Genomic DNA, 25,996 nt, shown 5'->3' with positions numbered 1-25,996 from the left:
ACACTCTAATGGGCGGGCGACGCGCGACACTACCACCGCCGTCAGGCCCCTGATAATCGTTTGGGATTTGTTACACGTAGCTTATCCCACCAAGGCCGTCCTACCCCTCCTCAGTGCCGCAGTCCGAGCACCGCGCGCAGCGCCGCGGCGGCCATGACGCGTACGCCGCAGCCGATGGCGTGCTCGTCCGGAACGTAGTCGCCGCGGTGCAGGTCGAAGGTCTCGCCGCGCGGAGTGCGCGTGCCGAGGCGCATCATGGCGCCGGGGACCTCCTGGGTCATCCACGCGAAGTCCTCCCCGCCCATCGACTGCGGGGTGAGGACGACGGCGTCGGGGCCCAGTTCGGCGCGGGCTGCGGCCTCGAGCAGTCCCGTCTCCGCCTCGGAGTTGATCACCGGGGGCACGCCCCGGATATGTTCGAGCTGCACCTCCACCCCGAACGGCGCGGCGGCCTGGCGCACCGCATGGTCGAACAGGTCGCCGGCCGACTGCCAGGCCTCGCCGTCGAGGCAGCGCAGCGTGCCCGAGAGGAAACCGTGGGCCGGGATGGCGTTGGGCGCCGAGCCGGCGTGGATCTGGCCCCACACCACCGACACCGAACTGCGGACGTCGATGCGCCGGGAGAGCACGGCGGGCACATTGACGGCGATCGAGGCCAGCGCGAAGGTCAGGTCCTCGGTCAGGTGCGGGCGCGAGGTGTGGCCGCCGCGTCCGGTGAGTTCGACGCGGAGGGTGTCGGAGGCCGAGGTGATCGCCCCGATGCGGGTGCCCACCTGGCCGACGTCGATGCGGGGGTCGCAGTGCAGGGCGAGGATGCGCGGAACGTCGGCGAGGATGCCCTGGGCGATCACCTCGATCGCACCACCGGGCATCGTCTCCTCGGCGGGCTGGAAAATAATGCGTACCGTGCCGTCGAGGGGGGTCTGGGCGTCGATCGAGGCGAGCACCAGCGCCACCCCCACCATGACGGTGGTGTGGATGTCGTGGCCGCACGCGTGGGCCACGCCCGGGTTGACCGAGGCGTACGCCAGGCCGGTCTCCTCGACGATCGGCAGCGCGTCTATGTCCGCGCGCAGGCCCACCTTGATGGGCCCCTGCCCGATATCGACGCACACGCCCGTGTTTTCGAGCCGCTTGGGCTGCAGGCCGGCCTGCTCGAGGCGTTCGACGATGCGGTCGGTGGTCCGGTATTCCTTGTACGAAAGTTCCGGATGGGAGTGGAGGTCGCGCCGGAAGCGGGTCAGTTCTTCGAGCAGGGGGGCGAGCCACACGCCGATGTGCGGTACTGCTGCGTCGGGGCGTTTGAGTTCCACGCTCCAAGCCTACCGACCCTCGCCCCCGGAACCGTAAAGAGGGCGCCGGCAGGCGTCACCGAAGGTCTCAACGCCGTCCCCGGCCGGGCCTGGTCCCGTCGGCGTGACCGGATCAGAGGACGTCGGTGTCGCCGCTGGCCCGCAGGTGCTCCACGGCCTTCTTGACCTCCTGGGCGTGTTCCTTGGTCGTCACCAGCAGCGCATCGGGGGTGTCGACGATGACGACGTCGTCGATGCCGATCAGCGCGATCACCCGCTTGGTGTCGGACACGACGATGCCCGAGGCGTTTTCGGCGAAGACCCGCGCCCCCTCCCCCATCACCATGATCTTGCTGTTCTCGGTGGCCGGGCGCAGCCTGCCGATCGCTGCGAAGTCTCCGACGTCGTCCCAGGTGAACCTGCCCGGGATCATGGCGACGTCGCCGGCCGCCGCTGCGGGCTCGGCCACGGCGTAGTCGATGGCGATCTTCGGCAGGGACGGCCAGACCCGCCGCGCGGTCTTCACGCGGCGCGGGGTGTCCCAGTCGTCGGCGATTTCGCTCAGGCCTGCGTAGAGCTCGGGCTCGTTCGCCTCGAGGTGCTTGAGCATCAGAGCCACCGGCGCCACGAACATGCCGGCGTTCCAGCTGTATTTGCCCGACTCGAGGTAGCCGCGCGCGACCGGCTCCGAGGGTTTCTCCACGAACTCGATGACGGCGTGCGCGCTGGGCGCCCCCTCGATGGCAAGCGGTTCGCCCGCCCGGATGTAGCCGAACCCGGTGGAGGGGTGCGTCGGCTCGATCCCGATGGTGACGATATAGCCCTCGGCCGCCGTGTGGATCGCCTCGCGCACCGCAGCCTGGAAGACGTCGACGGGGGTGATCACCTGGTCCGCGGCGAAGGAGCCCATGATGATGTTCGGGTCCCGGCGGTACAGGATGGCCGCGGCGAGCCCGATGGCCGCCGCCGAATCCTTGGGCTCGCTCTCGAGGACGAGGTTGGTGTCCTCGAGTTCGGGCAGCTGGGCCAGGACCGCCCCGCGGTGCACTACGCCGGTGACGACCATGGTGCGTCCCGGGCAGAGCGGGCCGAGCCGGTCGTAGGTCGCCCGGATCAGGGTGCTGCCGGAGCCGGTGAGATCGTGGAGGAACTTGGGCGCGGCGGCGCGGGAGAGCGGCCACAGCCGGGTGCCGACACCGCCCGCGGGGATCACGCCGTGGAAGCGGTCGAACACGTTCTGGGGTTGGGCGGCTGCCCTCTCGGTAGTCATCCCCTCCCACGTTAGCTGACACCACCCGCGCGCGCGGGAAACGATTTGGCAAACATCCACCCCACCGGCCGGGCCGTCAATGTGAACAGCCTCACAGTATAGGGGAGCCTAAATTGAAGGCGGGCCGTCCCCGGCCTAGATTATCCTTGACTTAGAGTGCTCTCGCACCGGCGACATTCCTGCGTGGAAGACACGCTAACGCCCGTGCGATGCAGGGAGGTAAATTCAATGCCGAAGACACCAGCTGGCACCCTCTACCGTGGCCGCGAGGGCCAGTGGTCGTGGGTAGCACACCGCATCACCGGGGTAGTGATTTTCTTCTTCCTCCTCGTCCACGTCCTGGACACATCGCTGGTCCGGGTCTCACCGGAAGCGTACGACGCGGTCATCGCCGCCTATAAGAACCCCATCATGGGCCTGGGCGAGCTCGGGCTCGTCGGCGCCATCGTGTTCCACGCCTTCAACGGACTCCGCGTCATCGCCGTGGACTTCTGGAAGAAGGGCCCGCGCTACCACCGCCAGATGCTGTGGGGCGTCGTCGGCCTCTGGGCGCTGACAATGCTCGCCTTCTCCATCCGCCATCTTTCGGTTGTCTTCGGAGGTCACTAAGCCATGGCTGTCCCCACTGTAGAAAGCCCCCGCTCGGGGCGCGTCTCCCCCGCCTACTCCCGCACCCGCTCCTCCCGCGGCAACTTCGAGATGGGCGCCTGGCTGTTCATGCGCCTGTCCGGGGTGGTCCTCGTGGTGATGATCTTCGTCCACCTGTGGACGTCCCTGGTGGCCGGCGACGGCATCAGCCAGGTCGACTTCGGTTTCGTGGCCGGCAAGTGGGCCAGCCCGGTCTGGCAGGTCTGGGACCTGGTGCTGCTCTGGCTGGCCATGCTGCACGGCACCAACGGCGTGCGCACCATCATCAACGACTACGCGGAGAAGAACTCGACGCGCATGTGGCTCAAGGGCGTGCTCTACACGGCCACCGTCGTCATCATCCTCCTGGGCACGCTGGTCATCTTCACCTTCGATCCCTGCCCGGTCATCGACGGCGTGGCCCACGTCGCCTCGTACTGCCCCACGGCGTAGGGGCGCGGGCCGCCCGGCGGCCTGCCTCATTGTTTCAACAGAAAGAGCGACAAGCATGCAGGTCCACAAGTACGACGTCGTCATCGTCGGAGCAGGCGGCGCAGGGATGCGCGCGGCCATCGAGTCCGGTCAGCGGGCGCGCACGGCTGTACTGACGAAGCTCTACCCCACGCGCTCCCACACGGGCGCCGCCCAGGGCGGCATGTGCGCCGCTCTCGCCAATGTCGAGGAAGACAACTGGGAGTGGCACACGTTCGACACCGTCAAGGGCGGTGACTACCTCGTCGACCAGGACGCCGCCGAGGTGATGGCCAAGGAAGCCATCGACGCCGTCCTCGACCTCGAGAAGATGGGGCTGCCGTTCAACCGCACCCCCGAGGGCCGGATCGACCAGCGCCGCTTCGGCGGCCACACCCGCGACCACGGCAAGGCCCCGGTCCGCCGGTCCTGCTACGCCGCGGACCGCACCGGCCACATGATCCTGCAGACGCTGTACCAAAACTGCGTCAAGCACAACGTCGAGTTCTACAACGAGTACTACGTCCTCGACCTGCTGATGGTCGACCAGGAAGTCACCGAGAACGGCGCGACCCGGCTGCAGAAGCGCGTCGCCGGCGTCGTCTCGTACGACCTCGCCTCCGGTGAGCTGCACGTCTTCCAGGCCAAGTCCGTCATCTTCGCCTCCGGCGGCGTCGGCAAGGTCTACAAGACCACCTCGAACGCCCACACCCTCACCGGCGACGGCATGGGCATCGCCTTCCGCCGGGGCATCCCCCTCGAGGACATGGAGTTCTTCCAGTTCCACCCGACGGGCCTGGCCGGCCTGGGCATCCTCCTGTCGGAGGCCGCCCGCGGCGAGGGCGCGATCCTGCGCAACTCCGAGGGCGAACGCTTCATGGAGCGCTACGCCCCCACCATCAAGGACCTGGCACCGCGCGACATCGTCGCCCGGTCGATGGCCAACGAGGTTCGCGAGGGCCGCGGCGCCGGGCCGAACAAGGACTACGTCCTGCTCGACCTGACGCACCTTGAGCCGGCTCACATCGACGCGAAGCTCCCGGACATCACCGAGTTCGCCCGCACCTACCTCGGCGTTGAGCCCTACACGGAGCCGGTGCCGGTCTTCCCGACGGCCCACTACGCCATGGGCGGGATTCCCACGAACATCAAGGCCGAGGTCCTCCAGGACAACGACACCATCGTGCCCGGGCTCTACGCCGCCGGCGAGGTGGCCTGCGTTTCGGTGCACGGCTCGAACCGGCTGGGCACGAACTCGCTGCTCGACATCAACGTCTTCGGCAAGCGTGCCGGCATCTACGCCGCGGAGTACGCCCTCAGCGCCGACTTCGTCGACATCCCCGCGGACCCGCTGGCCGATACCGTCGCCCTGCTCGATACAGCCCGCAGTTCCGAGGGCGGGGAGCGCGTCGCCCAGATCCGCAAGGAACTCCAGGACATCATGGACGCCAACGTCCAGGTGTTCCGCACCGAGGAGACCCTCCTTGAGGCGCTGCGCGTCATCGACGGGCTCGAGGAGCGCTACAAGCGCATCTCCGTCCAGGACAAGGGCAAGCGCTTCAACCTCGACCTCCTCGAGGCCGTTGAGCTCGGGTTCCTGCTGGACATGGCCAAGGTCATGACCGCCGCGGCCCTGCACCGCAAGGAGTCCCGCGGGGGCCACTTCCGCGAGGACTACCCGACCCGCGACGACGAGAACTTCATGACCCACTCGATGGCCTACAAGGATCCCAGCGCCGTCGAGACCAGCGGCGTCCGCCTTGAAACCAAGCCGGTCATTTTCACCCGTTACCAGCCGATGGAGCGTAAGTACTGATGAGCACCCCAACCATCGAAAAAGAGCCGGCCTCAAAGGTAGAGCTTCCCGCCGGCGTCGGGGGCGGGGAAATCCCCTCCTTCGACATCACGCTCAAGGTCCGCCGCTACAACCCCGAGGTCTCCGACGAGGCCCACTGGGACGAATGGCAGCTGACCATGTACGGCACCGACCGCGTGCTCGATGCCCTGCACAAGGTCAAGTGGGAGCACGACGGATCGGTGTCCTTCCGCCGCTCCTGCGCCCACGGTGTCTGCGGATCGGATGCGATGCGGATCAACGGCCGCAACCGGCTCGCCTGCAAGACCCTGCTGAAGGACCTCGACACCTCCAAGCCCATTCTGGTCGAGCCGATCAAGGGCCTGCCGGTGGAGAAGGACCTGATCGTGGACATGGAGCCGTTCTTCCAGTCCTACCGCGAGATCATGCCGTTCCTCATCACGAAGGGCCATGAGCCCACCCGGGAGCGCCTGCAGTCCGCCGAGGACCGCGAGCGTTACGACGACACCACCAAGTGCATCCTGTGCGCCGCGTGCACCTCGTCCTGCCCCGTGTTCTGGACCGACGGCCAGTACTTCGGCCCCGCCGCGATCGTCAATGCGCACCGCTTCATCTTCGACTCCCGCGACGACGCCGGTGACATGCGCCTCGAAATCCTCAACGACAAGGAAGGCGTGTGGCGCTGCCGCACCACCTTCAACTGTTCGGAAGCCTGCCCGCGCGGCATTCAGGTCACCAAGGCCATCTCCGAGGTCAAGCAGGCAATCCTTACCCGCAAGATCTGACCCGACGCGGTACCGGTGGCCCCGGCCACCCGTGCGTCCGATCAAGGGCGGCCCCTCAGGGGCCGCCCTTTTCGCGTCCCCGCCGTTTCCGCGCCCCGCCTTCGCCTGCCGGCCGGGCGTCCCCGCTCCGGGCTGCGTCCCCGCTTCGGGCGCCACCGGGTCAGGGCCTGCGGCGGGCCTTCCGGCTCTGCTGCCGCAGCGTCCCCGCCTTCTCCCGGTGTTCGTGCGCGGCCAGCGCCGCGGCGTCGGCCGTTCCCACGGCGCCCCACGCCGCCGCCAGGAGGTACACCTGGCTCAGCACGTAGAACCAAACGAAGAGGCCGAGGATCACGGCGAACGGGGCGAGCAGCGGCGTCGAGGCAAGACCTGCCAGGAGCGACGCGCTCACGGTGCGCAGCACCGTGCTGCCCACCCCGGCGAAGACCGCGGCCTGCAGCAGGACCTTCCGCGGCATGTCGATCGCAGAGGTGGTGTGGAGCAGGAGAGAGGCGACCGCCGTATCGAGGACGAGCATGATGGCGAAGCCTGCGAGCTGGGTCAGCGGACGCGACGCCTCGGTCAGTCCCACCAGGTCGAGGGCGAGGTCGAGCATCGTATTGGCGATAAACCCGACACCCGTTGTCACCAGCAGCGCGACGGCCAGGACGAGCAGCACCGCGAGATCCTTGAGGATGATCTTCAGGGCACTCTCGGTCACCGGGCCCAGGGCGAAGATGCTCCGCATGCCCGCCCGGATGCCGGCCATCCAGACGAGCGAGGAGAGGAGCATGACGGCCGTCGAGATGACGAGCGCGGCGCCGAACCCCGCACCCGAGAACAGTTCCTCCCGGGTGGCGAGCCCGCCGTCGCCGGTGTCGATGAGGCCGGGCGTGGTGGCCGCGACCGTGCGGACGATCAGCTCCTGCAGCCGGGTGTCCCCCGCGATGACCAGGCCGAGAATGGAGAACCCGGCCACGAGCATCGCAGCGATCGCGAAGAACATGCGGTAGGCGATGCCTGCGGCCAGCAGCGCTCCGCGGCGCAGCGCGTAAAGCTGGAGCGCCCGCAGCGGGCGCAGGGCGCTCAGCCGGGCAAGTGCCACCCGCAGCCGGGCGGTGGCGACGGCCGCGGGGCCCGCGTGGTCCCGCTCGGCGCGGGTGAGGTTCTGGCGTGCTTCGAGGATCCTCAGGACCAGCCGGGCGTGGTCGGCCGGAGAGGCGGGATCAGCGCTCCTCGCGGTCCTCGGTGTTTTCGCCAAAGCTCAGCTCTTCCCGCAGTTTCCACAGCCCAGAATGCTCATGCTCATACAGTCCCATGGTACGGACCTCGAAGGAGGCCTCGAAGGACCGCAGTTGCTGCGCGGCCTCGTCCATGCTCGCCTCGCTCACGTCGTGTGCGACGGTGACGTGCGGGTGGAAGGGGAACTCGAGGGTGCGTTCGAGGGGTCCGGCCTGCAGCCGGGAGTGAAGCTCGACGCACTCCCGGAATCCGGACCGCACGTTGAGGAACACCACCGGTGACAGCGGCCGGAAGGAGCCGGTTCCGCTGAGCGTCACGGTAAAGGGTCCCTGTTTCGCGGCCACGGCGCGGACATGCTCGAGTGTCCACTCCCAGTCGGTGGCCGGCGTCGTGGTGATGAGGGTGATGTGCGGGGGTACGAGGAAGGCCATCGGGTCCCCGAAGGATGCCCGCCAGCGTTCGAGCTCCCCTGCCAGTGGTTCGGGTACCGGCAGCGTGACCCCCACGCAGGTGGTTTCCGGCAGTCCAGGCCCGGCGTCGGCCGGGTCGCGGCGCAGCTCACTCATCCGCTGCCGCATGGCTTAACGGGCTCCGGCCGGGACCGGAGTGGGGAGAAACCCCACCTTCGCGTACACGTCGGCCAGCGTCGCCGAGGCGGTTTCCCGCGCCTTGGCCGCACCCTTGGCGAGCAGGCGGTCGAGTTCGGCCGGATCGTCGAGAAGCTCGGCGGCACGCGCCTGGATGGGCCCGAGGGACCCGGCGACCACCTCGGCCAGGTCCACCTTCAGGTGCCCGTACATCTTGCCTTCGTACTCCGCCTCGAGCGAGGCGATGGAACGCCCCGTCAGGGCGGAGTAAATGGTCAGCAGGTTCGAAACCCCGGGTTTTTCCTCGCGGTCGAACGTGATCGACGTGCCCGTGTCGGTGACCGCGGATCGAATGCGCTTCGCCGTGACCTTCGGATCGTCGAGCAGGTTCACCAGCCCCATCGGCGACGAGGCCGACTTCGACATCTTGGCCGTCGGATTCTGCAGGTCATAGATCTTGGCCGATTCCTTCTGGATGAAGGGCTTGGGCACCACGAACGTTTCACCGAAGCGGGCGTTGAACCGCTGCGCGAGGTCACGGCTGAGCTCGACGTGCTGGCGCTGGTCCTCCCCCACCGGGACGCCCTCCGGCTGGTACAGCAGGATGTCCGCCGCCTGCAGGATGGGGTAGGTGAACAGGCCGACGCTGGCCTGCTCGGAGCCCTGCTTGGAGGCCTTGTCCTTGAACTGGGTCATCCGCGAGGCCTCACCGAACCCGGTGATGCAGTTGAGCACCCAGGCCAGCTGGGCGTGCTCGGGCACGTGGGACTGGACGAAGAGCGTGGCCTTGTCCACGTCCACCCCGCCGGCGATGTACTGGGCTGCCGTGATGCGGGTCCGTGCGGCGAGCTCGGCGGGGTCCTGCGGCACGGTGATCGCATGCAGGTCCGGGATGAAGAACACAGCGTCGTAGTCCTCCTGCATCTTCACCCAGTGCACCAGCGCACCGAGGTAGTTGCCGAGGTGGAGCGATCCCGCGGAGGGCTGCATCCCCGAAAGGATGCGCTGGCGGCCGGTGGGTGCGGTGAGTGTCATGGCGCGCTTCCTGTCGTCTAGAGAGAGTAGTCAACGACCACGGGGGCGTGGTCGGAAAAGCGGGTGTCCCACGACGGTGCGCGGTCGACGGTGGCCTCGAGCGCCGCCGCGGCGAGCCCGGGGGTCGCGAGGTGGTAGTCGATCCGCCAACCGGTGTCATTGTCGAAGGCCTTCCCGCGCCAGGACCACCAGGTGTAGGGGCCGTCGACGTCGCCGGAGAGGGCCCGGTGGACGTCGACATAGCCGACGCCGTCTCCGAAGAACCGGTCGAAGTAGGCGCGCTCCTCGGGCAGGAAGCCGGCCTTCTTCAGGTTGCCCTTCCAGTTGCGGATATCCCGCTCGGTGTGGCCCACGTTGAGGTCCCCCACAACGAGCACATGGTCCGACTCGGCGGCGAGCGCCGGCAGCCGGGCCTCCATGACGTCGAGGAAGCGGTACTTGTCGTCCTGCTTGGGAGTGCCGACGTCGCCGGAGTGGACATAGGCGCTCACCACCGTCAGGGAGGAGCCGTTGACCTTGAAGTCGGCCTCGACCCAGCGCCCAGAGGTGTCGAAGTAGGGCTCCCCGATCGAGGACCGGGTGGCGGAGGGCTCAATGCGGGAGGCGATGGCCACCCCTGCCCGGCCCTTGGCCTCCGCCTCGGCGTGGAGCAGGTGCCAGGAATCACCGAGCAGTTCGCGCACCACGGCGTCGGGGGCGCGCACCTCCTGCAGGCAGAGAATGTCGACATCGCGCCCGGCCAGCCACTGGTCCATGCCGCGCTTGTAGGCGGCACGGATTCCGTTGACGTTTACTGTTGCAATCCGGAGGGGTTTCATCGGGATATCGGAAGCGGCACTCACTCGACCCACCTTACCCCGGAGCACCGGGCGAATCATGTTGGCAGAACCCGATCGGAACGGCGGCCGATTCAGTCGACGATGGTGCCCTCGACGGGCCCCTCACCGGCGTTCTTCATCATCGACCGGGCGTTGTGCGAGGTGATTTCGATGGTCTCTAAGGCGCGCTCGACCATGCCCTCGTCGCGGCCGAGGTACTCCCGGACGACGCCCACCTGGACCTGGACGATCTTGAAGCTGTGATCGAGCTTCAGGTCACGGGCGCGGGCCGCCTCGTCGGAGGGGCCGGCCGTACGCCGTGCGGGGGCGAAGCCCTGCTGCGCCTCGCTGAAACGGTCAGCGGCCTTCCGTGCGGCCCCGCGGAGGGTGAAGACCACGTAGGAGAAGATGAGCAGCCAGCCGAGGGAGATGAGCACGACGAGCCAGCCGACGACGTCGTTCTCGTTGGCCGCGAACACCACGGCGACGAGGAAAACGACGATCATGATGGCCATGCCCACCGTCCCCATGCGGACGCTGATACCCCGGCGGGCGGGCTTTCCTGTGCTTCCCAATGACTGCATGGGCCCATTCTTCCAAACAACGAACCCCCTCCCGACGGCTTCCACCACCGGCGAACGCCCACGCACGCCTGCGCGCGAGCCCTCACCGCACCGGGGCCGGAAAAGTTTTCGCCGATCCACCCATCCGTGATCCATCTCACCCCGAACCTCCTGTGTGCGCGCCCACTACCGGCCTGCATCATCCGCACTTATGGAGGAAATTCTTATGAAGCAGAAAATGCGTCTCCTTGCAGCCCCAGCCCTTGCCCTCGGCGCGGTCGCCCTGGCGGGATCCCCCGCCCTGGCCGCGGACGGCTCCTACTCATCGACCCTTGGCCAGCTGAATGGGACCACGGGAACCGGCAGCATCACCGTCGATGTCACCGGCAACACCGCCATGGTCAACCTTCAGGTTTCCGGCCTCGCAGAGACCTTCATGGACGGGCCCTACCCGCACGTCCAGCACATCCACGGTGGTGCCCAGGGCGTCTGCCCCACCCCCGAGGCCGACGCCAACGGCGACGGCATCATCAGCGTCAGTGAAGGTGCCCCGGGCTACGGCGGCATCGTGACCACGCTGAGCACCAGCGGCGCCACGACCCCCGCCGAGGGCCTGAACCTGGCACTGGGCGGACAGGGCGGAACCTACTCCATCCAGCGTTCGATCGAGCTCGACGACGCCACCAAGGCCGCTCTCGAAGCCGGAACCGCCGTCGTGGTGGTCCATGGCCTCGACCCCGCCACCTCGACCGGCTCGGAGGAGGCGTTCAACTCGCCCAGCGACCTGAACCCCGACCTCCCGCTGGGTGCCACCTCGCCCGCACTGTGCGGCACGCTCGTCGCTTCCCAGATGGGGGCAATGCCTAACGGCGGTGCGGACACCGGCGTCGAACAGGGGGCTACCGGCGATAACACCGCCATGATCGCCCTCGGTGGCGGCCTGCTTCTCGCGGCAGCGGCCGGCGGCACCTACGCCGTCCGCCGCCGCTCAGCGGACAACGCGTAACGCCTCGACCCGCAATGAGCAGAACATGCGGCCGCCGCTGGGGCTTCGCAGCCCCGGCGGCGGCCGTCCTCCTCTTCCTTGGCGGCTGCGCCGGAGCCCCCGCCGCCTCCGGCCCCGGGACGTCCTCACCCTCGACGAGCACATCCTCCCCCAATCCGTCTGCGGCCCCCGGCTCCCCGGCGCCGACCGCGGACTCCCCGGCGCCGGCCGAGACCACGGCGCCCACCAAGGCCCCGGCGCCTGCGGCACGGGCACCTTCCCCCAAGGCCCCTGCACCGCAGGCGCCGGCGGTCCTGGCCCCCTCTCCACCGGTATCCCTCTCCATCCCCTCGATCGGCGCCACCTCGGAGCTGCTCCGGCTGGGGCTGCGCGCGGATAAGACCCTCGAGGTGCCGCCGGACGGCCCCGGCGCCCCCGCCAGCTGGTACACAGAGTCCCCCACCCCGGGCGAGCGGGGGCCGGCCGTCCTGCTGGGCCACGTGAACGCCACCGACGGCGGCAAGGGCGTCTTCGCCGACCTCCGGGCGATGAAGCCCGGCGACCGCATCAGCGTGGCGCGCGAGGACGGAAGCACCGTCGAATTTCAGGTGCTGCGCGGGGAAGCGTACGCCAAGGCGGCCTTCCCGACCGCAAAGGTCTATGGGAACACCCCCGGCGCGGAGCTGCGGCTCATCACCTGTGACGGCTACGACCCCGCCACCGGGGAGTTCGACGACAACTACGTGGTGTACGCGGCACTCGTGGTGTGACTCCGCCCGGCGGATCCGGCCTCAGCCGGCGACCAGGCAGAACGGGTGGCCGGCCGGATCGAGGTAGACCCGGAAGGTGTCCGTGCCCGCGTTGAGGCTCACGGCGCCGCCGGCGAGGACCTGCGCCTCGGCTTCGTCGAGGTCCGCAACGAGCACATCGAGGTGCATCTGCTGCGGGACCTCCTGCCCTGGCCACTGGGGCGGGGTGTAGTCCTCCACCAGCTGGAAGGCCAGCGCGGGCCGGTCGGCGGCGTCGCCGATGGTGATCCAGTCGTCTGACTCATCGACCCGGACCATGCCGAACAGGTTCTGGTAGAAGGTGGCGAGCTGCCCGGGGTCGGGACAGTCAAGGACAGTTGCTTGCCAGGATCCAATCATCGTCCCAGTATGCGTCGGGGCCCGCCCCTCCGGTAGATGCTGGAGGCAACCTCCGGCGGTGCCCTACCCGGCGAGCGGGATGACCTCGATGCCCGGGCCCGCGCCCACGATCACCAGCACCTTCTCCCCCACCACGCCGTCGAGGGCCCGGGCGAGTTCCTCGCCGGAGGGCACCGCCGCGTCCGCGGCGGGATCGGCCCGGCGCCAGAATGTCACCCCGGCGCCGGTGATCCCGCCGATCAGCTCCGCAAGCGGTTCAGCGCCGGCTCCGGCCACGAGGACCACCGAGCCGATCGCCCCGCGGTCCGCGGACGCGGTTGCTCCGGCCGCCCGGTCCTGGCGCCAGACGCTGAAGTGGTAGGCGGCCGTGCCGCCCGTCGTCAGGAGCAGCCCCAGGGGTGCCCGCACGCGCTCGATCAGGGCCGCCCCGCCGACGTCGGCGAGCAGGAACTCGAAGATCAGGTATCCGAGCACCAGCAGCGTGATGAGGGCGACCAGGGCGCTGATGCCGAAGACCGCCACGAGGTAGACCCTGCGCCGGGACCGTTCCCCGCCGCCGGGTGCCGCCGTCGGGCGCCACGCAGACCACCAGACCGGGCCGCCCACCGCCAGCGAACTGATTCCCCCCAGCAGCAGGGTCCGGGGGTCGGCGCCCACCACGGGCGAGGCGAGCGCTGCGAGGAGGGCATTGACGATCACCCCGACGCCGGCCGCCGCAGCCGCGAGGGAAACACCCGAGGTGACAAGCCTGCCGGCGAGGCGGGTGCCCTCGGCCCGGGTGGCGGCGGCGCGCAGATGGTAGACCCATACCGGGGCGCCGATTGCCGCCGCGGCGAGCGCCGGCGCCAGGGGATCCAGCAGCGCGGGCAGCGGATCCGTCCGGTCGAAGGCCAGCCGAAGCAGCACGAAGAGCACCGTGCCCAGCCCACCGAGGGTCAGCAGGCCCGCACCGAGCACCCCGAACAACACCAGGGCGACGTTGGAGAGCGCCGTGCGCAGGTGCCGTCCGCCGCCGCGCACCCAGTACGCCAGCCACAGACCGGCTCCCCCGGCCGTCCACACGAGGGCCGAAAGGGACGCGCGCCACCAGGGCACCCCGATGGCTCCCGGCGAGGTGGAGCCCTCGACGGCCGCGTCGAGGAGGCCCGCAAGCGCCGAGTAGGCCCCGCCGACCGCCAGGACGAGTCCAAAGATATAGCCTCCAACGAGCGGAAGATCCTTCAGAGCGAGGGGACCCCTGGTCCGGTGGCGCCACATCCAGTGGTGCCACAGGAGTACCCCGGTCCAGACGAGGCCGCGCGCCAGGCCCTCCGACCACCGCTCCGCATCACCGCCGAGGAGCGCCGCCGCCGTGCCAAGCAGCGCAGTGGCCGCGGTGATCAGCGACACCGCGTAGATCCCGGCCACGTAAAGGCCCCAGGCGGTCGAGGGGCGTTCGCCCTCCACCCGCCGCCAGACGGCCCACCACAGGAGGGCGGCCAGCGGCCCGCCGACGAGGGTGAAGGCCAGCGAGCGGGCCAGGCCGGTGACATCGTCGGCAACCAGCACGTCACCGGAATTAAGGAGCCGCCCGAGCAGTCCGGTGAGACCGCCGGCGGCGATAAGCACCAGGGTGAAGAGCAGTGTGAAAGCAATCAGCCGGCGCAGGACCGGCTGGGCGGGGCTCCGGCCGGGGGCGGCCCGTGTGCCGGTGCTCACCGGACCCCCGAACCGGCCTCGCACACGCGCAGCTGCCACGGGGCCCGCTCGATGAGCCAGCCGCCGTTGACACGGACGAGGCCGAACTCATCCCGGGATTCGTATTCCGAGGAGCCGAACGGGCCGCCCGCGTCGAAGGTCACGATCGACACCTCGACGTCCGCGGTGTTCTCCCGCTCCCGGGTCGCCACGAGGCTGATTCGAAGGTTGTCGCCGGTGGGGGTGTGGAACTCGTCGCAGGGCTCGGACTGCTCCGCGAGGTAGGCGGCCGCGGCCTCCTCATCCCCTTCGATCACCGCCGCGGAGTAGCGCTGGACCACGCCGCCCGGGGTGGAGGCATCGAGCAGTTTTACGTCCCCGCGGGAGAACACGACGGCCAGGGCAACCACCACGAGGAGGCCGAGCACCGCGAGCAGGATGGGGAGGGTGCGGTCGCGCCGAACGGAATTCATGTGCACAGTATGCGCCACCGTGCGGGGTCCGCCCCGTAACCAGGGGCACCCGCGGGCCGGCACCGGCTGCTGCGGGCCGGCGCCGGCTATTTCAGGAACAGCGCCCGCAGCCGCCCGGTGGTGAGCACCACGCCGATGACGATCATGGCGGCGTAGTACAGCACGTGTACCCCGGTGGCTGCCGTGAACACCCCGGCGCTGATCTGCCGGAGGAGTTCGACTCCGTGCCAGAGCGGCAGGGCCTGGATGAACACCTGGATGGGCTGCGGGTAGACGCTCAGCGGATAGAAGGTCGCCGAGAACAGGAACATCGGCAGCATCACGAAGTTGACCCACTCCATCTGCTGGAAGGTCTTCATATAGCTGGTGATCGCCATGCCGAACGCCGCGAACCCGAAGGCGATCAGGACCGAGGCCGGAATCATCAGCAGCGCCCACGGCGTGGTGATCAGGCCCATCACCCCCATCACCGCCGTGAACCCCGTCGCATAGAGGGCTCCGCGCAGCAGGGCCAGGAAGATTTCCCCGATGGCGACGTCCAGCGGCCCGAGCGAGGTCGAGAGCATCCCCTGGTACAGCTTCGCGAAGTTCATCTTGAAGAAGACGTTCCAGGTGCTGTCGTAGACGGCGCCGTTCATCGCCGAGACGGCCAACAGGGCCGGGGCGATGTACGCGGCGTAGCTGATCTCGGAGCCGCCGGGGCCGGTCACCGTGCCCACGAGCGCGCCGAGGCCCACGCCCATCGACAGCAGGTACAGCACCGGTTCGAAGAAACCGGAGACCATCACCATCCAGTTGCTGCTCTTCGTGGCGCGCAGGCCGCGGGCGATGACGGCGCGGGCGTTGCGTGAATACAGGGCGCCCAGGGCCCGCGTGCGGCCGGTGAGCCGGTAGTCCTCGACGGAGAGCGAGTTCGTCATCCGCCCAGCCTCCGGGCGAAGGTCCGCTGGGCCAGGCGCCAGCCGAGCACCGTCAGGGCTATCAGGAAGATCAGGTGGACCGCGGCGAGGCCCGGCGGGATGGCGTGCCCGTAGGTCAGGGCCCGCCCCAGCTCCGTGCCGTGCCACAGCGGGGAGATCCAGCCGATCCAGCGCAGCAGCAGCGGCAGGGTGTCGAGCGGGAAGAAGGTTCCGGAGAACAGGAACAGCGGGGTGGCGATGAACCGCATCACCAGGGCGAACTGGCCCTTGTCCTCGGTGAGGCTTGCCGCGTAGGCCATCAGGGGCACGCCGAAGGCCAGGCCGCTGAGCACCGCGACGGGCACGGCGGCCCAGCCCCAGGGCGACGGCGAAGCCCCGAAGAGGGCGACGATGGCGAAGTAGATGACAGACATCACCGCCAGCCTCAGGGTGACGGCGAGAATGTGGCCGTTGACGATCTGGTGGGTGCCAAGCGGCGAAGCGTGCGGGCCGTAGTAGACCCGGCGCCACTTGAAGCCGTCCATCACCGGGTAGGTGAATTCGTTCGTCGCCGCCATCAGGGCGGCCGAGGCCAGGAGGGCCGGGGCGAGGAAGGCGAGGTAGCTCACGCCGCCGAAGGTCCCGGCCCCGGAGCTGTCCACCAGGCTGGCCAGGCCCACGCCCATTGCGAAGAGGTACATCACCGGGGTCCCTACGCTCGAAGCGAGGATCGTCCACCGGTAGCTGTTCATTACCCGCAGGACATGTTCGGCGTAGTACCAGGAGCCGAAGGCCCGGGCCCGGGCGGCCGAGACCGCGGGTGGATGGGCGCGCAGCCCCGGCCCCGGCGTGCCGGCGGGGACCGCGGGGCGGGCACCGGTGCGCGGCTCAGTCAACGAGGCTCCTTCCGGTCAGGCGCAGGAACACGTCCTCCAGGGAAGACCGGCGCACCAGGGAGGTGATGGGGTGGAGGCCGCGGGCGGAGACCTGCTCGAGGGCCGCCTCGCCGTCGGCCGCATAGATCAGGACCCGGTCGGGCAGGGTCTCAAGCCGCTCCCCGATGCCCTCGAGGTCGGCCGCCACGGTGGTGTTGCGTTCGGAGCCGAACCGCAGTTCGAGCACCTCCCGGGTCGAATGCTCCCGGATGAGGGTGGCCGGCGACCCCTCGGCCATGATCCGTCCCTTATCCACGACCACCAGGCGGTCGCACAGCTGCTCGGCCTCGTCCATGTAGTGGGTCGTGAGGATCAGGGTGACCCCGGATTCCTTGAGGCGGAAGAGCCGGTCCCAGAGGATGTGGCGGGCCTGCGGATCAAGGCCCGTCGTCGGCTCGTCCAGGAGCAGGATCTTCGGCTCGTTGATCAGCGAGCGGGCGATGGTCAGCCGGCGCTTCATCCCGCCTGAGAGCGAGTCGACCTTCGCGCCGGCCTTCTCGGTCAGCTGCGCGAACTCGAGGAGTTCGTCGGCCTTGGGCTTCAGGTAGCTCATCGGCAGCCCGAAGTAACGCCCGTACACCAGGAGGTTGTCGCGGACCCGCAGTTCCTCGTCGAGGTTGTCCTGCTGCGGCACGACGCCAAGGTGGGCACGGACCTCGGGGCCGTGCTGTTCGGGGTCGAGGCCCAGAATGGAGAGCTCGCCGGAGGTGCGCTGGGAGACCCCGCCGATCATCTTCATCGTCGTCGACTTGCCGGCTCCGTTGGGGCCCAGCAGTCCGAAGGCCTCCCCGGCCGGCACCTCGAAGGAGATCCCGTCGACGGCGGCGAAATCGCCGTAGTGCTTGCTCAGGGCGCGCGCGGCAATAACAGGCTCAGCGGTGAGGTTGGGAGGCACCAGCCCAGCCTAGGCCAGAAAAGTCATTGGGACTAGCCAATCCGGGCTGCGCTGCGGTGATTGGACGGCCGGCGCACCTGTGAACGACGAACACGCCCGAAAACGACAACCGCGCCGGATTTTTCCGGCGCGGTTGTCGTTTTCGGGTGCGTTTTGCGTTTAGAGCCGGCGCTCGGCGGCGTCGACGACGTTGGCCAGCAGCATCGCCCGGGTCATGGGCCCGACGCCGCCGGGATTGGGCGACAGCCACCCGGCGACCGCGGCCGCGGCCGGCTCGACATCGCCGGAAAGCACCGCCTTGCCGGTCTCCGGGTCCTCGATCCGGGTGACCCCGACGTCGAGCACGATGGCTCCGGGTTTCAGCTGCGCCGCCTTGATCATGCCGGGGAAGCCTGCGGCGGCCACGACCACGTCGGCCCGCGCGAGGTGGTCCTCGAGGTCAGTAGTGCCCGTGTGGGCGAGGGTGACCGTGGCGTTGACCGCCTTGCGGGTCAGGAGGAGCCCCAGGGGCCGGCCGACCGTGACACCGCGGCCGACCACCAGCACGTTGCGCCCCGCGAGCTCGATGCCGTGGCGCCGCAGCAGCTCGATGATGCCGTTGGGCGTGCACGGCAGGGGCGAGGCCATGGGCGCGCCCACGTTGAGCACCAGCCGGCCCAGGTTGGTCGGGTGCAGGCCGTCGGCGTCCTTGTCGGGGTCGATCCGCTCGAGGATCCGGTTGGTGTCGATGTGCTTCGGCAGGGGAAGCTGCACGATGTACCCGGTGGTTTCGTCGTCGGCGTTGAGCCCGTCGATGACCGCCTCGAGCTCCTCCTGCGTGATGGACTCGGGCAGGTCCCGGCGGATCGAACGGATGCCGACCTGGGCACAGTCCCGGTGCTTCCCTGCGACATAGGATTTGCTGGCCGGGTCGTCCCCCACGAGGATGGTGCCGAGCCCGGGCTGCACGCCGCGGGCGGCGAGCTCGCGGACCCGCACGGCGAGTTCGTCCTTGATCGCGGCGGCCGTGGCCTTGCCGTCGAGGACGCGGGCGGTGGTGGTGCTCATGAACGTTCTCCGGTCGTGTCAGGGGTCTCGATCAGTTCAAGAAGGAACGCCTTCCCGCGGTCGCAGCACCCGGTAAAGCAGCATTCCGCGCTGGGAATGTCGAACTCCCCGGACGCCGCCGCGCGGGAGGAGGCGGCGCCCGCGGGGAGTTCTCCTACCACTCCTCGTGGCCCGGGTACAGCGGGAAGTTGGCGGCGAGCGCCGACACCCGAGCCCGCAGGGCGGCGACGTCGGGGGACGGCTTAAGTGCGGCGGCGATGATTTCGGCGACCTCGGTGAACTCGGCGGCACCGAACCCGCGCGTGGCCAGCGCCGGGGTGCCGATGCGCAGCCCGGAGGTGACCATGGGAGGCCGGGGGTCGAAGGGGACGGCGTTGCGGTTGACGGTGATGCCGACCGAATGGAGGAGGTCCTCCGCCTGCTGTCCGTCGAGGCTCGAGTTGCGCAGGTCGACCAGCACCAGGTGCACGTCGGTGCCGCCGGTCAGGACGGAGACGCCGTGCTCGGTGACGTCGGCGCCGGTGAGGCGCTCGGCGATGATCCGGGCGCCCTCAAGGACCCGCTCCTGGCGTTCCTTGAACTCGGCGGATCCTGCGATCTTGAAGGCTGTGGCCTTGGCGGCGATGACGTGCATCAGCGGCCCGCCCTGCTGGCCGGGGAAGACGCTCGAGTTGAGCTTCTTGGCCCAGTCCTGCTTGGCCAGGATGACCCCGGAGCGCGGGCCGGCGAGGGTCTTGTGGACGGTCGAGGTCACCACGTCGGAGGCCTGCACCGGGCTGGGGTGCAGGCCCGCGGCCACGAGTCCGGCGAAGTGGGCCATATCGGTCCACAGCAGCGCACCGGTCTCGTCGGCGATGGAGCGGAACGCCTCGAAGTCGAGGTGGCGCGGGTACGCGGACCAGCCGGCGATGAGGACGTCGGGCTTCTCGGCGAGCGCCTGGGCGCGGACCCGGTCCATGTCGAGCCGGTGGGTGTCTTCCTCGACACCGTAGGCGGCGACCTCGTAGAGCTTGCCGGAAAAGTTCAGCTTCATGCCGTGGGTGAGGTGCCCGCCGTGGGCCAGTGAGAGGCCCATGATCTTGTCGCCCGGCTTGATCATGGCGGCGAGGGCGGCGGCGTTGGCCTGTGCGCCCGAGTGGGGCTGCACGTTGGCGTACTCGGCGCCGAACAGCTCCTTGACGCGGGAGATGGCGAGGTTTTCGGCGACGTCGACGTGCTCGCAGCCGCCGTAGTAGCGGCGCCCCGGGTATCCCTCGGCGTACTTGTTGGTCAGGACCGAGCCCTGGGCCTCAAGCACCGCGCGGGGGGCGAAGTTCTCGGAGGCGATCATCTCGAGGGTGTCCCGCTGGCGGCCCAGCTCATCGCGCAGGACCGCAGCGATCTCAGGGTCGATCTCAGCCAGCGGGGCGTTGGTGACGGAATCGGTCAGGGGCGAAGTGGTCACGGAAGGTCCTTCGGTGGTGGGGTGCTTTACAGCTCAGGCTACCCGCAGCACTGTGGTGCAGCCCACTCGGGGCGGCGCGCAGCGGCGGAGGTAACCCCCGGCCCAGGCGTGCGATCCGTGGTTGGCACAGTGCCCCGCGGGGTCTTTCGGGCCCTCGCCCGGCTCCCCGCAGTGCGTGCCGCTTCCCGGTGGTTGCCCACCCTACGCCAGTCGCGGCGCCACCCATCCTAGCCGCAGCGCTCCGGCCGGTGCCACCCCGGCCGGTGGTCCCGCCGCACCTTTACGGTCCCGGCCGCGGTGCCGGCCGCGGTCCCGGCGTCGGCGCCGCCGCCATTCGTGGCACCGTTTCCGACCCCGCGCCGGGGAGGCCTGCCCGGCACTGTGATGCTTCTCATGGAGGGCTCCATTTGGGGCCGGCACCGGAATACCGGTTGAAACGGGCCGGTTGCACCGTTCATATGCCCGGTCTCCGCCGGGCCGATGGATGCCGGCGGCGACGCCGGTGGAACAGGGCGGGATAGTGGACAACGAAGTGCGCGAGACGGATATCGTCGTCATCGGGGCCGGCCAGGCCGGCCTGAGCAGTGGTTATTACCTGCGCAGGCGCGGGATCGAGCCGGGCAGCGGCTTCGTGATGCTCGATGCGAACGAGGGCCCCGGAGGCGCCTGGCGCCACCGCTGGCCGTCGCTGACGTTCGACGCCGCCCACGGACTCCATCCGCTGCCGGGCCTCCCCTTCGAAACCCCCGATCCGAAGGAGCCGTCCTCGGCCGTCGTGACCCGCTACTACCGCGCCTATGAGGCCGAGTTCGGACTGCCGGTGCTGCGCCCGGCGCACGTGACCCGCGTCGACCGGGTCGACGGCGGAGAGCGCCTTGAGGTCACCGGCCGCGGGGACATCTCCTGGCGGGCGCGTGCCGTCATCAACGCCACGGGCACCTGGGATAGCCCCTACCTGCCCTACTATCCGGGGCGGGACACCTTTCGCGGTCAGCAGCTTCACACCCACGGGTTCCGGGCCGCCTCCGACTTCACCGGCAAGCGGGTCCTCGTGGTCGGCGGCGGAACCTCTGCCGCCCAGTTCCTGCTCCAGCTCGCTGACGCCGGGGCGGGCACGATCTGGAGCACCCGCCGGCCCGTGGAATGGCTCGACCGCGACTTCACCCCGGAGTGGGGACGTGAGATCGAGGCCGCGGTGAACGCCCGCACCCGCGCCGGGCTTCCCCCGAAGAGTGTCGTGGGCACCACGGGCATCTCCCTCACGGCGCAGTACGCGGCCGGCATCGAGGCGGGAACCCTCATCTCGCGCGGGCCGATGCGGCGGCTCACCGAACACGGCGTCGAACTTGAGGACGGCACCTACGAACCCGTCGACGTCGTGCTCTGGGCCACCGGCTTCCGGGCCTCGATCGACCATCTGGCCCCGCTGCACCTGCGCGAGCCGGGCGGGGGGATCCGCATGGACGGCGTCCGGGTGATGCGCGAGGAGCGCCTCCTGATGGTCGGCTACGGCGCTTCCGCCTCCACGGTGGGGGCCACCCGCGCAGGCCGCGCCGCCGCCCTGGCCGCGCTCAGGGTGCTGGGCTCCCGGAAACCGGTGCCTGCCCGGTAGCCCGGGAACCCGGTAGCCTTGGACCCCGGTAGCCTTGGACCGTGACCGCACCAGCATCGAGTTCCTATTCCCTCACGCTCTCCTGCCCGGACCGGCCGGGCATCGTCCACGGAGTCTCCGGGGCCCTCGTCGCCGCCGGCGCGAACATCACCGAGTCCCAGCAGTACGGGAGCCCGGACACGGGAACCTTCTTCATGCGCGTGGCCCTGGCCACGGAGGCCGGTGAGGCCGAACTGCGCCGGCAGCTGGAGCCGGTCGCCCGCTCCTTCGGCATGGACTGGGAACTCAACGTCGACGGCACGCCCACCCGGACGCTGATCCTGGTCTCGAAGGCCGCCCACTGCCTCAACGACCTGCTGTTCCAGCACCGCTCCGGCACGCTGCCCATCGAGGTTCCGGTGATCGTCTCGAACCATCCCGACCTTGCGGACCTCGCAGCGTTTTACGGGATCCCCTTCCACCACATCCCGGTGACCCCGGACACGAAGGAGGATGCCGAGGAGCAGCTGCGCGCGCTCATCACCGAACACCGAATCGACCTCGTGGTGCTCGCGAGGTACATGCAGATCCTCAGCGACGGCCTCTGCACGGACCTGCGCGGGCGCGCCATCAACATCCACCACTCCTTCCTGCCCTCCTTCAAGGGGGCGCGTCCCTACCACCAGGCGCACGCCCGCGGCGTGAAGCTCATCGGCGCCACGGCGCACTACGTCACCGGGGCGCTCGACGAGGGCCCGATCATCGAACAGGAAGTGATCCGGGTCGACCACGCCCGCAGCGTCGAACAGTTCGTAGCCATCGGCCGGGAACTCGAGGGCCGCGCCCTGGTGCAGGCCGTGCAGTGGCACGCCGAACACCGGGTCCTGCTCGACGGGCACCGGACCATCGTGTTCAACTAGGCCGCCCGCGCCCGGGCCCACGCCCCGCATCCTGCCCCTATGCTGGCCGTATGGCCCACCTCATCAGCATCAACGGAACCAGCCCGAGCATCGCCGGCACGGCCTTCACGGCCCCCACCGCATCAATCATCGGCGATGTGGTGCTCGGTGAGTCGGCCAGCGCCTTCTACGGGGTCAGCGTGCGCGCCGATACGGCACCCATCCGGGTGGGCGAGGGGAGCAACCTCCAGGACAACGTGGTGGTCCATGCCGATCCGGGCTTCCCCACGACCATCGGCAGCGGGGTCAGCGTCGGACACGGCGCGGTGGTCCACGGCTGCACGATCGAAAACGACTGCCTGATCGGCATGAACGCCACGGTGCTCAACGGGGCGGTCATCGGCGCGGAGTCCCTGGTGGCCGCCGGCGCCGTCGTCCTCGAGGGAACGGTCGTTCCACCCCGCTCACTCGTGGCCGGCGTTCCCGGGAAGGTCCGCCGGCCGCTCTCCGAGGAGGAGGTGGCCGGAATCCGAGACAACGCCCGAAGCTACCGCGGGCTGGCGCGGCAACACCAAGCTGCGTTAACTTCTTGACTACAAACGGGCGCTGAGGCACCCTTGGATACATGCGCGCAGAACCCGCCTCGACGACGAGGATCCATCCCGGCGCACTGCTTCCACGGCCGGGATCCCAGTCCGCACTCCGGGAGCAGAACCAGCAGCGCATCATCCGGGCCCTGGTCAACGGCGGGCCCCAGACGCAGGCAGAACTCGCCCGCCAGACCGGGCTCTCGACCGCCACGGTTTCGAACATCGTCAAGGTGATGGCCGGGAGCGGGATCGTCACCACCGTCCCCACCACGAGTTCGGGGCGGCGGGCCCTGTCCGTCATCCTCAACGACAACGGATCGGTCGCCGCCGGAATCGACATCGGCCGCCGCCACGTGCGGGTGGTGCTCGCGGGCCTCGACTACCGCATCCTGCGTGAGGAGGCCGCGGCCCTGCCCCTCGGGCACAGCGCGGCGGAGGGCCTTCGGGTCGCTGCTGACCTGCTCGACACGGTGCTGAGTCAGGCCGGCATCTCCCGGTCGGCGGTGCTCGGCGCCGGCATCGGCATCCCCGGCCCGATCGACCGGCGCACCGGCACGGTGGTCCAGGGTGCGATCCTGCCCGAGTGGGTCGGGATCAACATCCGGGAGACCTTCGGGGCCCGGCTCGGCATGCCTGTCTACATCGAGAATGACGCCAATCTCGGCGCCCTGGCCCAGATCACCTGGGGCCAGCACAGCCGGGTGGAGAACCTCATGTTCATGAAGGTCGGCTCCGGCATCGGGGCGGGCCTGATCCTCAACGGCGCGCTCTTCTACGGCAATGTGGGGATCACCGGGGAGCTCGGGCACACGACGATCAGCGAGCACGGGCTGGTGTGCCGGTGCGGCAACCGCGGCTGCCTCGAAACCGTCGCCTCGACCTCCACAATGATCGAGCTTCTCAACCGCGGATCCGGCCAGCCGGTGGACACCCAGGGCATCGTCGAACTGGCCCTGGGCGGCGACACCGCGGCACTGCGGGTGATTGACGACGCCGGACTGGCCATCGGGCGGGCCGTGGCCCACGTGGCGAACCTGATCAATCCCGAGGTGGTGGTGATGGGCGGGCCCCTGACGGGGCTCGGAGACATCCTGCTGAATCCCATCCGCCGCGGCCTCCTGCGTCATTCGGTCCCCATCGTGGGTGAGACGACGAGTGTTCATATGTCCGCACTCGGTGACCGGGCGGAGGCACTCGGGGGCGCTGCCGTCGTCCTGTCCCAGCCGGCCCGCGCGGCCCTCCCGCTGGTCCCTTCGTAACTGTTCGGAGTTAAAACTCCGCGTCTTGCGTTCAAGACTTGACGGCAAGCGGGGGGGCAGGGTTCAATTCTTTTGGGTCGCTTCGGGGGCCTGCACCGAGACAACGCCGTCATTGCCGGGAGGCTTCAATGGAGAACCACACAATCCTTGAGATGCGATCGATCACCAAGGAATTCCCTGGCGTCAAGGCCCTCTCCGATGTATCGATCACTGTCCGGGCCGGGGAGATCCACGCGATCTGCGGTGAGAACGGCGCCGGTAAGTCCACCCTGATGAAGGTCCTCTCCGGCCTCTACCCCTACGGCGATTACTCGGGATCGATCATCTTCCAGGGCGAGGAGGTCCAGTTCAAGGACATCCGCTCCAGCGAGGCCGCCGGCATCGTCATCATCCACCAGGAACTGGCCCTCATTCCCGAGCTCTCCATCGCCGAGAACATCTTCCTGGGCAACGAGCCGACCCGCTTCGGGGTCATCGACTGGGACAAGGTCAACCGTGAAACCCTCGAACTGATGGCCCGGGTGGGGCTCTCCGAGGACCCCACCACCAAGATCAAGGACATCGGCGTCGGCAAGCAGCAGCTCGTCGAGATCGCCAAGGCGCTCAGCAAGTCGGTCAAGCTGCTCATCCTCGACGAGCCCACCGCCGCCCTGAACGAGACCGACTCCCAGCACCTTCTGGACCTCATGTCCGGGCTCCGCTCCAAGGGCATCTCGTGCATCATGATCTCCCACAAGCTCAACGAGATCGAGCAGATCGCCGACTCGATCACGATCATCCGCGACGGCAAATCGATCGAAACCCTCCACGTGAAGGAGGACGGCGTCGATGAGGACCGGATCATCCGCGGCATGGTCGGCCGTTCCCTCGAATCCCGCTTCCCAGACCACACCCCGAAGCTGGGCGAGGTGTTCTTCGAGGTGCGCGACTGGACCGTCGGCCACCCCTCGGTCCCGGACCGGCTCGTCGCCAAGGGCTCAAACTTCTACGTGCGCCGCGGTGAGATCGTCGGATTCGCCGGCCTCATGGGCGCCGGACGCACCGAACTGGCGCGCTCCGTCTTCGGCCGCTCCTACGGCAACTTCAAGTCCGGCCAGATCTTCATCAACGGCAAGGAGGTGACGCTGAAGTCCGTGCCCCAGGCCATCGAGGCCGGCCTGGCGTACGTCACCGAGGACCGCAAGTCCCTCGGCCTGAACCTGCTCGACGACATCAAGTCGACCACCGTCTCGGCGAACCTGAAGAAGATCACCCGCAACCTCGTCGTCGACAAGGACGAGGAGTACAGGATCGCGGAGGAGTACCGAAAATCGCTGCGCACCAAGACGCCCAGCGTCAACGAGGGTGTCGCGAAGCTTTCGGGCGGGAACCAGCAGAAGGTGGTCCTGTCGAAGTGGATGTTCACCGACCCCGAGCTGCTGATCCTCGATGAGCCCACCCGCGGGATCGACGTCGGCGCCAAGTTCGAGATCTACGGGATTATCCAGCGCCTCGCCTCGCAGGGCAAGGGAGTCATCGTCATCTCGTCCGAGCTTCCCGAACTGCTCGGGCTGTCCGACCGTATCTACACAATCTTTGAGGGTGCCATTACCGGTGAGATCGCCCGGGAGGACGCAAGCCAGGAATCCCTCATGAAACTGATGACCGCCAGCAAAAAAGCTGCCTGACCGAA

General features: G+C 69.0%; 27 protein-coding genes. 11 read left to right on the top strand and 16 right to left on the bottom strand.

Translation table 11 applies throughout. The annotated features are described in order from the left end of the window. Positions 1-110: 110 nt before the first annotated feature. Positions 111-1,313, bottom strand: coding sequence for an amidohydrolase (locus tag E2F48_RS06130; protein ID WP_133403111.1), 1,203 nt, complete (start codon positions 1,311-1,313; stop codon positions 111-113). Positions 1,314-1,425: 112 nt separating this feature from the next. Then, on the bottom strand, positions 1,426-2,562 hold the full coding sequence (locus E2F48_RS06125) for a mannose-1-phosphate guanylyltransferase (protein WP_133403110.1): 1,137 nt from the start codon (positions 2,560-2,562) through the stop codon (positions 1,426-1,428). A 228-nt stretch (positions 2,563-2,790) separates the two neighbouring features. Here E2F48_RS06125 and sdhC point away from each other — a divergent pair, with 228 nt between their 5' ends. Genes sdhC through E2F48_RS06105 form a run of 4 tightly spaced genes read left to right on the top strand, consistent with a single transcriptional unit; the run spans position 2,791 to position 6,261 of the window. After that, on the top strand, positions 2,791-3,171 hold the full coding sequence (gene sdhC / locus E2F48_RS06120) for a succinate dehydrogenase, cytochrome b556 subunit (protein ID WP_120167033.1): 381 nt from the start codon (positions 2,791-2,793) through the stop codon (positions 3,169-3,171). 3 nt (positions 3,172-3,174) lie between these two features. Further along, positions 3,175-3,642 carry a succinate dehydrogenase hydrophobic membrane anchor subunit gene (locus E2F48_RS06115; protein ID WP_133403109.1) on the top strand — a complete coding sequence of 156 codons (468 nt, stop codon included), beginning with the start codon at positions 3,175-3,177 and terminating at the stop codon, positions 3,640-3,642. Between the two features lie 55 nt (positions 3,643-3,697). Next, entirely contained in the window at positions 3,698-5,476 is a 1,779-nt protein-coding gene (gene sdhA / locus E2F48_RS06110; protein WP_133403108.1) for a succinate dehydrogenase flavoprotein subunit, read from the top strand. Further along, a complete protein-coding gene (locus E2F48_RS06105) occupies positions 5,476-6,261 on the top strand; it encodes a succinate dehydrogenase iron-sulfur subunit (RefSeq protein ID WP_120167038.1) in 786 nt (261 codons plus the stop codon). Before sdhA ends, E2F48_RS06105 begins: the two co-directional genes overlap by 1 nt. A gap of 160 nt (positions 6,262-6,421) precedes the next feature. Here E2F48_RS06105 and E2F48_RS06100 read toward each other — a convergent pair whose 3' ends face one another. From E2F48_RS06100 to E2F48_RS06080, 5 genes are all read right to left on the bottom strand, one after another. Next, positions 6,422-7,498, bottom strand: coding sequence for a YihY/virulence factor BrkB family protein (locus E2F48_RS06100; protein ID WP_133403107.1), 1,077 nt, complete (start codon positions 7,496-7,498; stop codon positions 6,422-6,424). Further along, the gene (locus E2F48_RS06095; protein ID WP_185149796.1) at positions 7,464-8,045 is read right to left on the bottom strand and encodes a 2'-5' RNA ligase family protein; all 582 of its coding nucleotides are present in this window, start codon (positions 8,043-8,045) and stop codon (positions 7,464-7,466) included. Before E2F48_RS06095 ends, E2F48_RS06100 begins: the two co-directional genes overlap by 35 nt. A 15-nt stretch (positions 8,046-8,060) precedes the next feature. Continuing rightward, the gene (gene trpS, locus E2F48_RS06090) at positions 8,061-9,101 is read right to left on the bottom strand and encodes a tryptophan--tRNA ligase (RefSeq protein WP_133403105.1); all 1,041 of its coding nucleotides are present in this window, start codon (positions 9,099-9,101) and stop codon (positions 8,061-8,063) included. Between the two features lie 17 nt (positions 9,102-9,118). Then, positions 9,119-9,919, bottom strand: coding sequence for an exodeoxyribonuclease III (locus tag E2F48_RS06085; protein WP_133403402.1), 801 nt, complete (start codon positions 9,917-9,919; stop codon positions 9,119-9,121). A gap of 92 nt (positions 9,920-10,011) precedes the next feature. Next, positions 10,012-10,503, bottom strand: coding sequence for a hypothetical protein (locus E2F48_RS06080; RefSeq protein WP_133403104.1), 492 nt, complete (start codon positions 10,501-10,503; stop codon positions 10,012-10,014). A gap of 205 nt (positions 10,504-10,708) precedes the next feature. On the opposite strand from E2F48_RS06080, the gene E2F48_RS06075 reads away from it, so the two are divergent. Together E2F48_RS06075 and E2F48_RS06070 are read left to right on the top strand one after the other, a co-directional pair. Further along, entirely contained in the window at positions 10,709-11,488 is a 780-nt protein-coding gene (locus E2F48_RS06075; protein WP_133403103.1) for a CHRD domain-containing protein, read from the top strand. A gap of 14 nt (positions 11,489-11,502) precedes the next feature. Next, entirely contained in the window at positions 11,503-12,237 is a 735-nt protein-coding gene (locus E2F48_RS06070; RefSeq protein WP_133403102.1) for a class F sortase, read from the top strand. 21 nt (positions 12,238-12,258) lie between these two features. Here the strand turns inward: E2F48_RS06070 and E2F48_RS06065 are convergent, their stop codons facing one another. From E2F48_RS06065 to E2F48_RS17280, 9 genes are all read right to left on the bottom strand, one after another. Then, complete coding sequence (locus tag E2F48_RS06065) at positions 12,259-12,615, bottom strand: VOC family protein (RefSeq protein WP_133403101.1); 357 nt, start codon at positions 12,613-12,615, stop codon at positions 12,259-12,261. 63 nt (positions 12,616-12,678) lie between these two features. Continuing rightward, entirely contained in the window at positions 12,679-14,313 is a 1,635-nt protein-coding gene (locus E2F48_RS06060) for a DUF5671 domain-containing protein (protein ID WP_246018543.1), read from the bottom strand. Beyond that, on the bottom strand, positions 14,310-14,765 hold the full coding sequence (locus E2F48_RS06055) for an LpqB family beta-propeller domain-containing protein (protein ID WP_133403100.1): 456 nt from the start codon (positions 14,763-14,765) through the stop codon (positions 14,310-14,312). Before E2F48_RS06055 ends, E2F48_RS06060 begins: the two co-directional genes overlap by 4 nt. A gap of 86 nt (positions 14,766-14,851) precedes the next feature. After that, complete coding sequence (locus E2F48_RS06050) at positions 14,852-15,685, bottom strand: ABC transporter permease (RefSeq protein ID WP_133403099.1); 834 nt, start codon at positions 15,683-15,685, stop codon at positions 14,852-14,854. Continuing rightward, positions 15,682-16,560, bottom strand: coding sequence for an ABC transporter permease (locus tag E2F48_RS06045; RefSeq protein ID WP_246018542.1), 879 nt, complete (start codon positions 16,558-16,560; stop codon positions 15,682-15,684). Before E2F48_RS06045 ends, E2F48_RS06050 begins: the two co-directional genes overlap by 4 nt. Then, positions 16,553-17,494, bottom strand: coding sequence for an ABC transporter ATP-binding protein (locus E2F48_RS06040; RefSeq protein ID WP_133403098.1), 942 nt, complete (start codon positions 17,492-17,494; stop codon positions 16,553-16,555). Before E2F48_RS06040 ends, E2F48_RS06045 begins: the two co-directional genes overlap by 8 nt. Before the next feature lie 159 nt (positions 17,495-17,653). Beyond that, entirely contained in the window at positions 17,654-18,541 is an 888-nt protein-coding gene (locus E2F48_RS06035; RefSeq protein WP_133403097.1) for a bifunctional methylenetetrahydrofolate dehydrogenase/methenyltetrahydrofolate cyclohydrolase, read from the bottom strand. A gap of 154 nt (positions 18,542-18,695) precedes the next feature. Further along, complete coding sequence (gene glyA / locus E2F48_RS06030; protein ID WP_133403096.1) at positions 18,696-19,985, bottom strand: serine hydroxymethyltransferase; 1,290 nt, start codon at positions 19,983-19,985, stop codon at positions 18,696-18,698. A 227-nt stretch (positions 19,986-20,212) separates the two neighbouring features. Further along, positions 20,213-20,380, bottom strand: coding sequence for a hypothetical protein (locus tag E2F48_RS17280; RefSeq protein WP_165968703.1), 168 nt, complete (start codon positions 20,378-20,380; stop codon positions 20,213-20,215). Between the two features lie 125 nt (positions 20,381-20,505). On the opposite strand from E2F48_RS17280, the gene E2F48_RS06025 reads away from it, so the two are divergent. The 5 genes from E2F48_RS06025 (at position 20,506) to mmsA (ending at position 25,991) form a co-directional block, all read left to right on the top strand. Continuing rightward, positions 20,506-21,597, top strand: a complete 1,092-nt coding sequence (locus E2F48_RS06025; protein ID WP_246018541.1) for an NAD(P)-binding domain-containing protein — start codon at positions 20,506-20,508, stop codon at positions 21,595-21,597. A 41-nt stretch (positions 21,598-21,638) separates the two neighbouring features. Next, positions 21,639-22,496 carry a formyltetrahydrofolate deformylase gene (gene purU / locus E2F48_RS06020; protein ID WP_133403094.1) on the top strand — a complete coding sequence of 286 codons (858 nt, stop codon included), beginning with the start codon at positions 21,639-21,641 and terminating at the stop codon, positions 22,494-22,496. A 50-nt stretch (positions 22,497-22,546) separates the two neighbouring features. Continuing rightward, positions 22,547-23,068 carry a gamma carbonic anhydrase family protein gene (locus tag E2F48_RS06015; RefSeq protein ID WP_133403093.1) on the top strand — a complete coding sequence of 174 codons (522 nt, stop codon included), beginning with the start codon at positions 22,547-22,549 and terminating at the stop codon, positions 23,066-23,068. A 32-nt stretch (positions 23,069-23,100) separates the two neighbouring features. Continuing rightward, positions 23,101-24,324, top strand: a complete 1,224-nt coding sequence (locus tag E2F48_RS06010; RefSeq protein ID WP_133403092.1) for an ROK family transcriptional regulator — start codon at positions 23,101-23,103, stop codon at positions 24,322-24,324. A gap of 128 nt (positions 24,325-24,452) precedes the next feature. Next, on the top strand, positions 24,453-25,991 hold the full coding sequence (gene mmsA, locus E2F48_RS06005) for a multiple monosaccharide ABC transporter ATP-binding protein (protein WP_133403091.1): 1,539 nt from the start codon (positions 24,453-24,455) through the stop codon (positions 25,989-25,991). The last annotated feature ends 5 nt before the right edge of the window (positions 25,992-25,996 follow it).

This window comes from Arthrobacter crusticola (genome assembly GCF_004357995.1).
In the GTDB taxonomy this organism is placed as follows: domain Bacteria; phylum Actinomycetota; class Actinomycetes; order Actinomycetales; family Micrococcaceae; genus Arthrobacter_D; species Arthrobacter_D crusticola.
This window is presented reverse-complemented; position numbering and strand designations above follow the sequence as displayed.

What these genes read in the sequence shown, in the direction of transcription:
- E2F48_RS06125 (WP_133403110.1), bottom strand. Translation starts at nt 2,562, where the DNA reads ATGACTACCGAGAGGGCAGCCGCCCAACCCCAGAACGTGTTCGACCGC.
- sdhC (WP_120167033.1), top strand. Translation starts at nt 2,791, where the DNA reads ATGCCGAAGACACCAGCTGGCACCCTCTACCGTGGCCGCGAGGGCCAG.
- E2F48_RS06115 (WP_133403109.1), top strand. Translation starts at nt 3,175, where the DNA reads ATGGCTGTCCCCACTGTAGAAAGCCCCCGCTCGGGGCGCGTCTCCCCC.
- sdhA (WP_133403108.1), top strand. Translation starts at nt 3,698, where the DNA reads ATGCAGGTCCACAAGTACGACGTCGTCATCGTCGGAGCAGGCGGCGCA.
- E2F48_RS06105 (WP_120167038.1), top strand. Translation starts at nt 5,476, where the DNA reads ATGAGCACCCCAACCATCGAAAAAGAGCCGGCCTCAAAGGTAGAGCTT.
- E2F48_RS06095 (WP_185149796.1), bottom strand. Translation starts at nt 8,045, where the DNA reads ATGAGTGAGCTGCGCCGCGACCCGGCCGACGCCGGGCCTGGACTGCCG.
- trpS (WP_133403105.1), bottom strand. Translation starts at nt 9,101, where the DNA reads ATGACACTCACCGCACCCACCGGCCGCCAGCGCATCCTTTCGGGGATG.
- E2F48_RS06085 (WP_133403402.1), bottom strand. Translation starts at nt 9,919, where the DNA reads ATGAAACCCCTCCGGATTGCAACAGTAAACGTCAACGGAATCCGTGCC.
- E2F48_RS06080 (WP_133403104.1), bottom strand. Translation starts at nt 10,503, where the DNA reads ATGCAGTCATTGGGAAGCACAGGAAAGCCCGCCCGCCGGGGTATCAGC.
- E2F48_RS06075 (WP_133403103.1), top strand. Translation starts at nt 10,709, where the DNA reads ATGAAGCAGAAAATGCGTCTCCTTGCAGCCCCAGCCCTTGCCCTCGGC.
- E2F48_RS06070 (WP_133403102.1), top strand. Translation starts at nt 11,503, where the DNA reads ATGAGCAGAACATGCGGCCGCCGCTGGGGCTTCGCAGCCCCGGCGGCG.
- E2F48_RS06065 (WP_133403101.1), bottom strand. Translation starts at nt 12,615, where the DNA reads ATGATTGGATCCTGGCAAGCAACTGTCCTTGACTGTCCCGACCCCGGG.
- E2F48_RS06055 (WP_133403100.1), bottom strand. Translation starts at nt 14,765, where the DNA reads ATGAATTCCGTTCGGCGCGACCGCACCCTCCCCATCCTGCTCGCGGTG.
- E2F48_RS06050 (WP_133403099.1), bottom strand. Translation starts at nt 15,685, where the DNA reads ATGACGAACTCGCTCTCCGTCGAGGACTACCGGCTCACCGGCCGCACG.
- E2F48_RS06035 (WP_133403097.1), bottom strand. Translation starts at nt 18,541, where the DNA reads ATGAGCACCACCACCGCCCGCGTCCTCGACGGCAAGGCCACGGCCGCC.
- E2F48_RS17280 (WP_165968703.1), bottom strand. Translation starts at nt 20,380, where the DNA reads ATGAGAAGCATCACAGTGCCGGGCAGGCCTCCCCGGCGCGGGGTCGGA.
- E2F48_RS06015 (WP_133403093.1), top strand. Translation starts at nt 22,547, where the DNA reads ATGGCCCACCTCATCAGCATCAACGGAACCAGCCCGAGCATCGCCGGC.
- E2F48_RS06010 (WP_133403092.1), top strand. Translation starts at nt 23,101, where the DNA reads ATGCGCGCAGAACCCGCCTCGACGACGAGGATCCATCCCGGCGCACTG.
- mmsA (WP_133403091.1), top strand. Translation starts at nt 24,453, where the DNA reads ATGGAGAACCACACAATCCTTGAGATGCGATCGATCACCAAGGAATTC.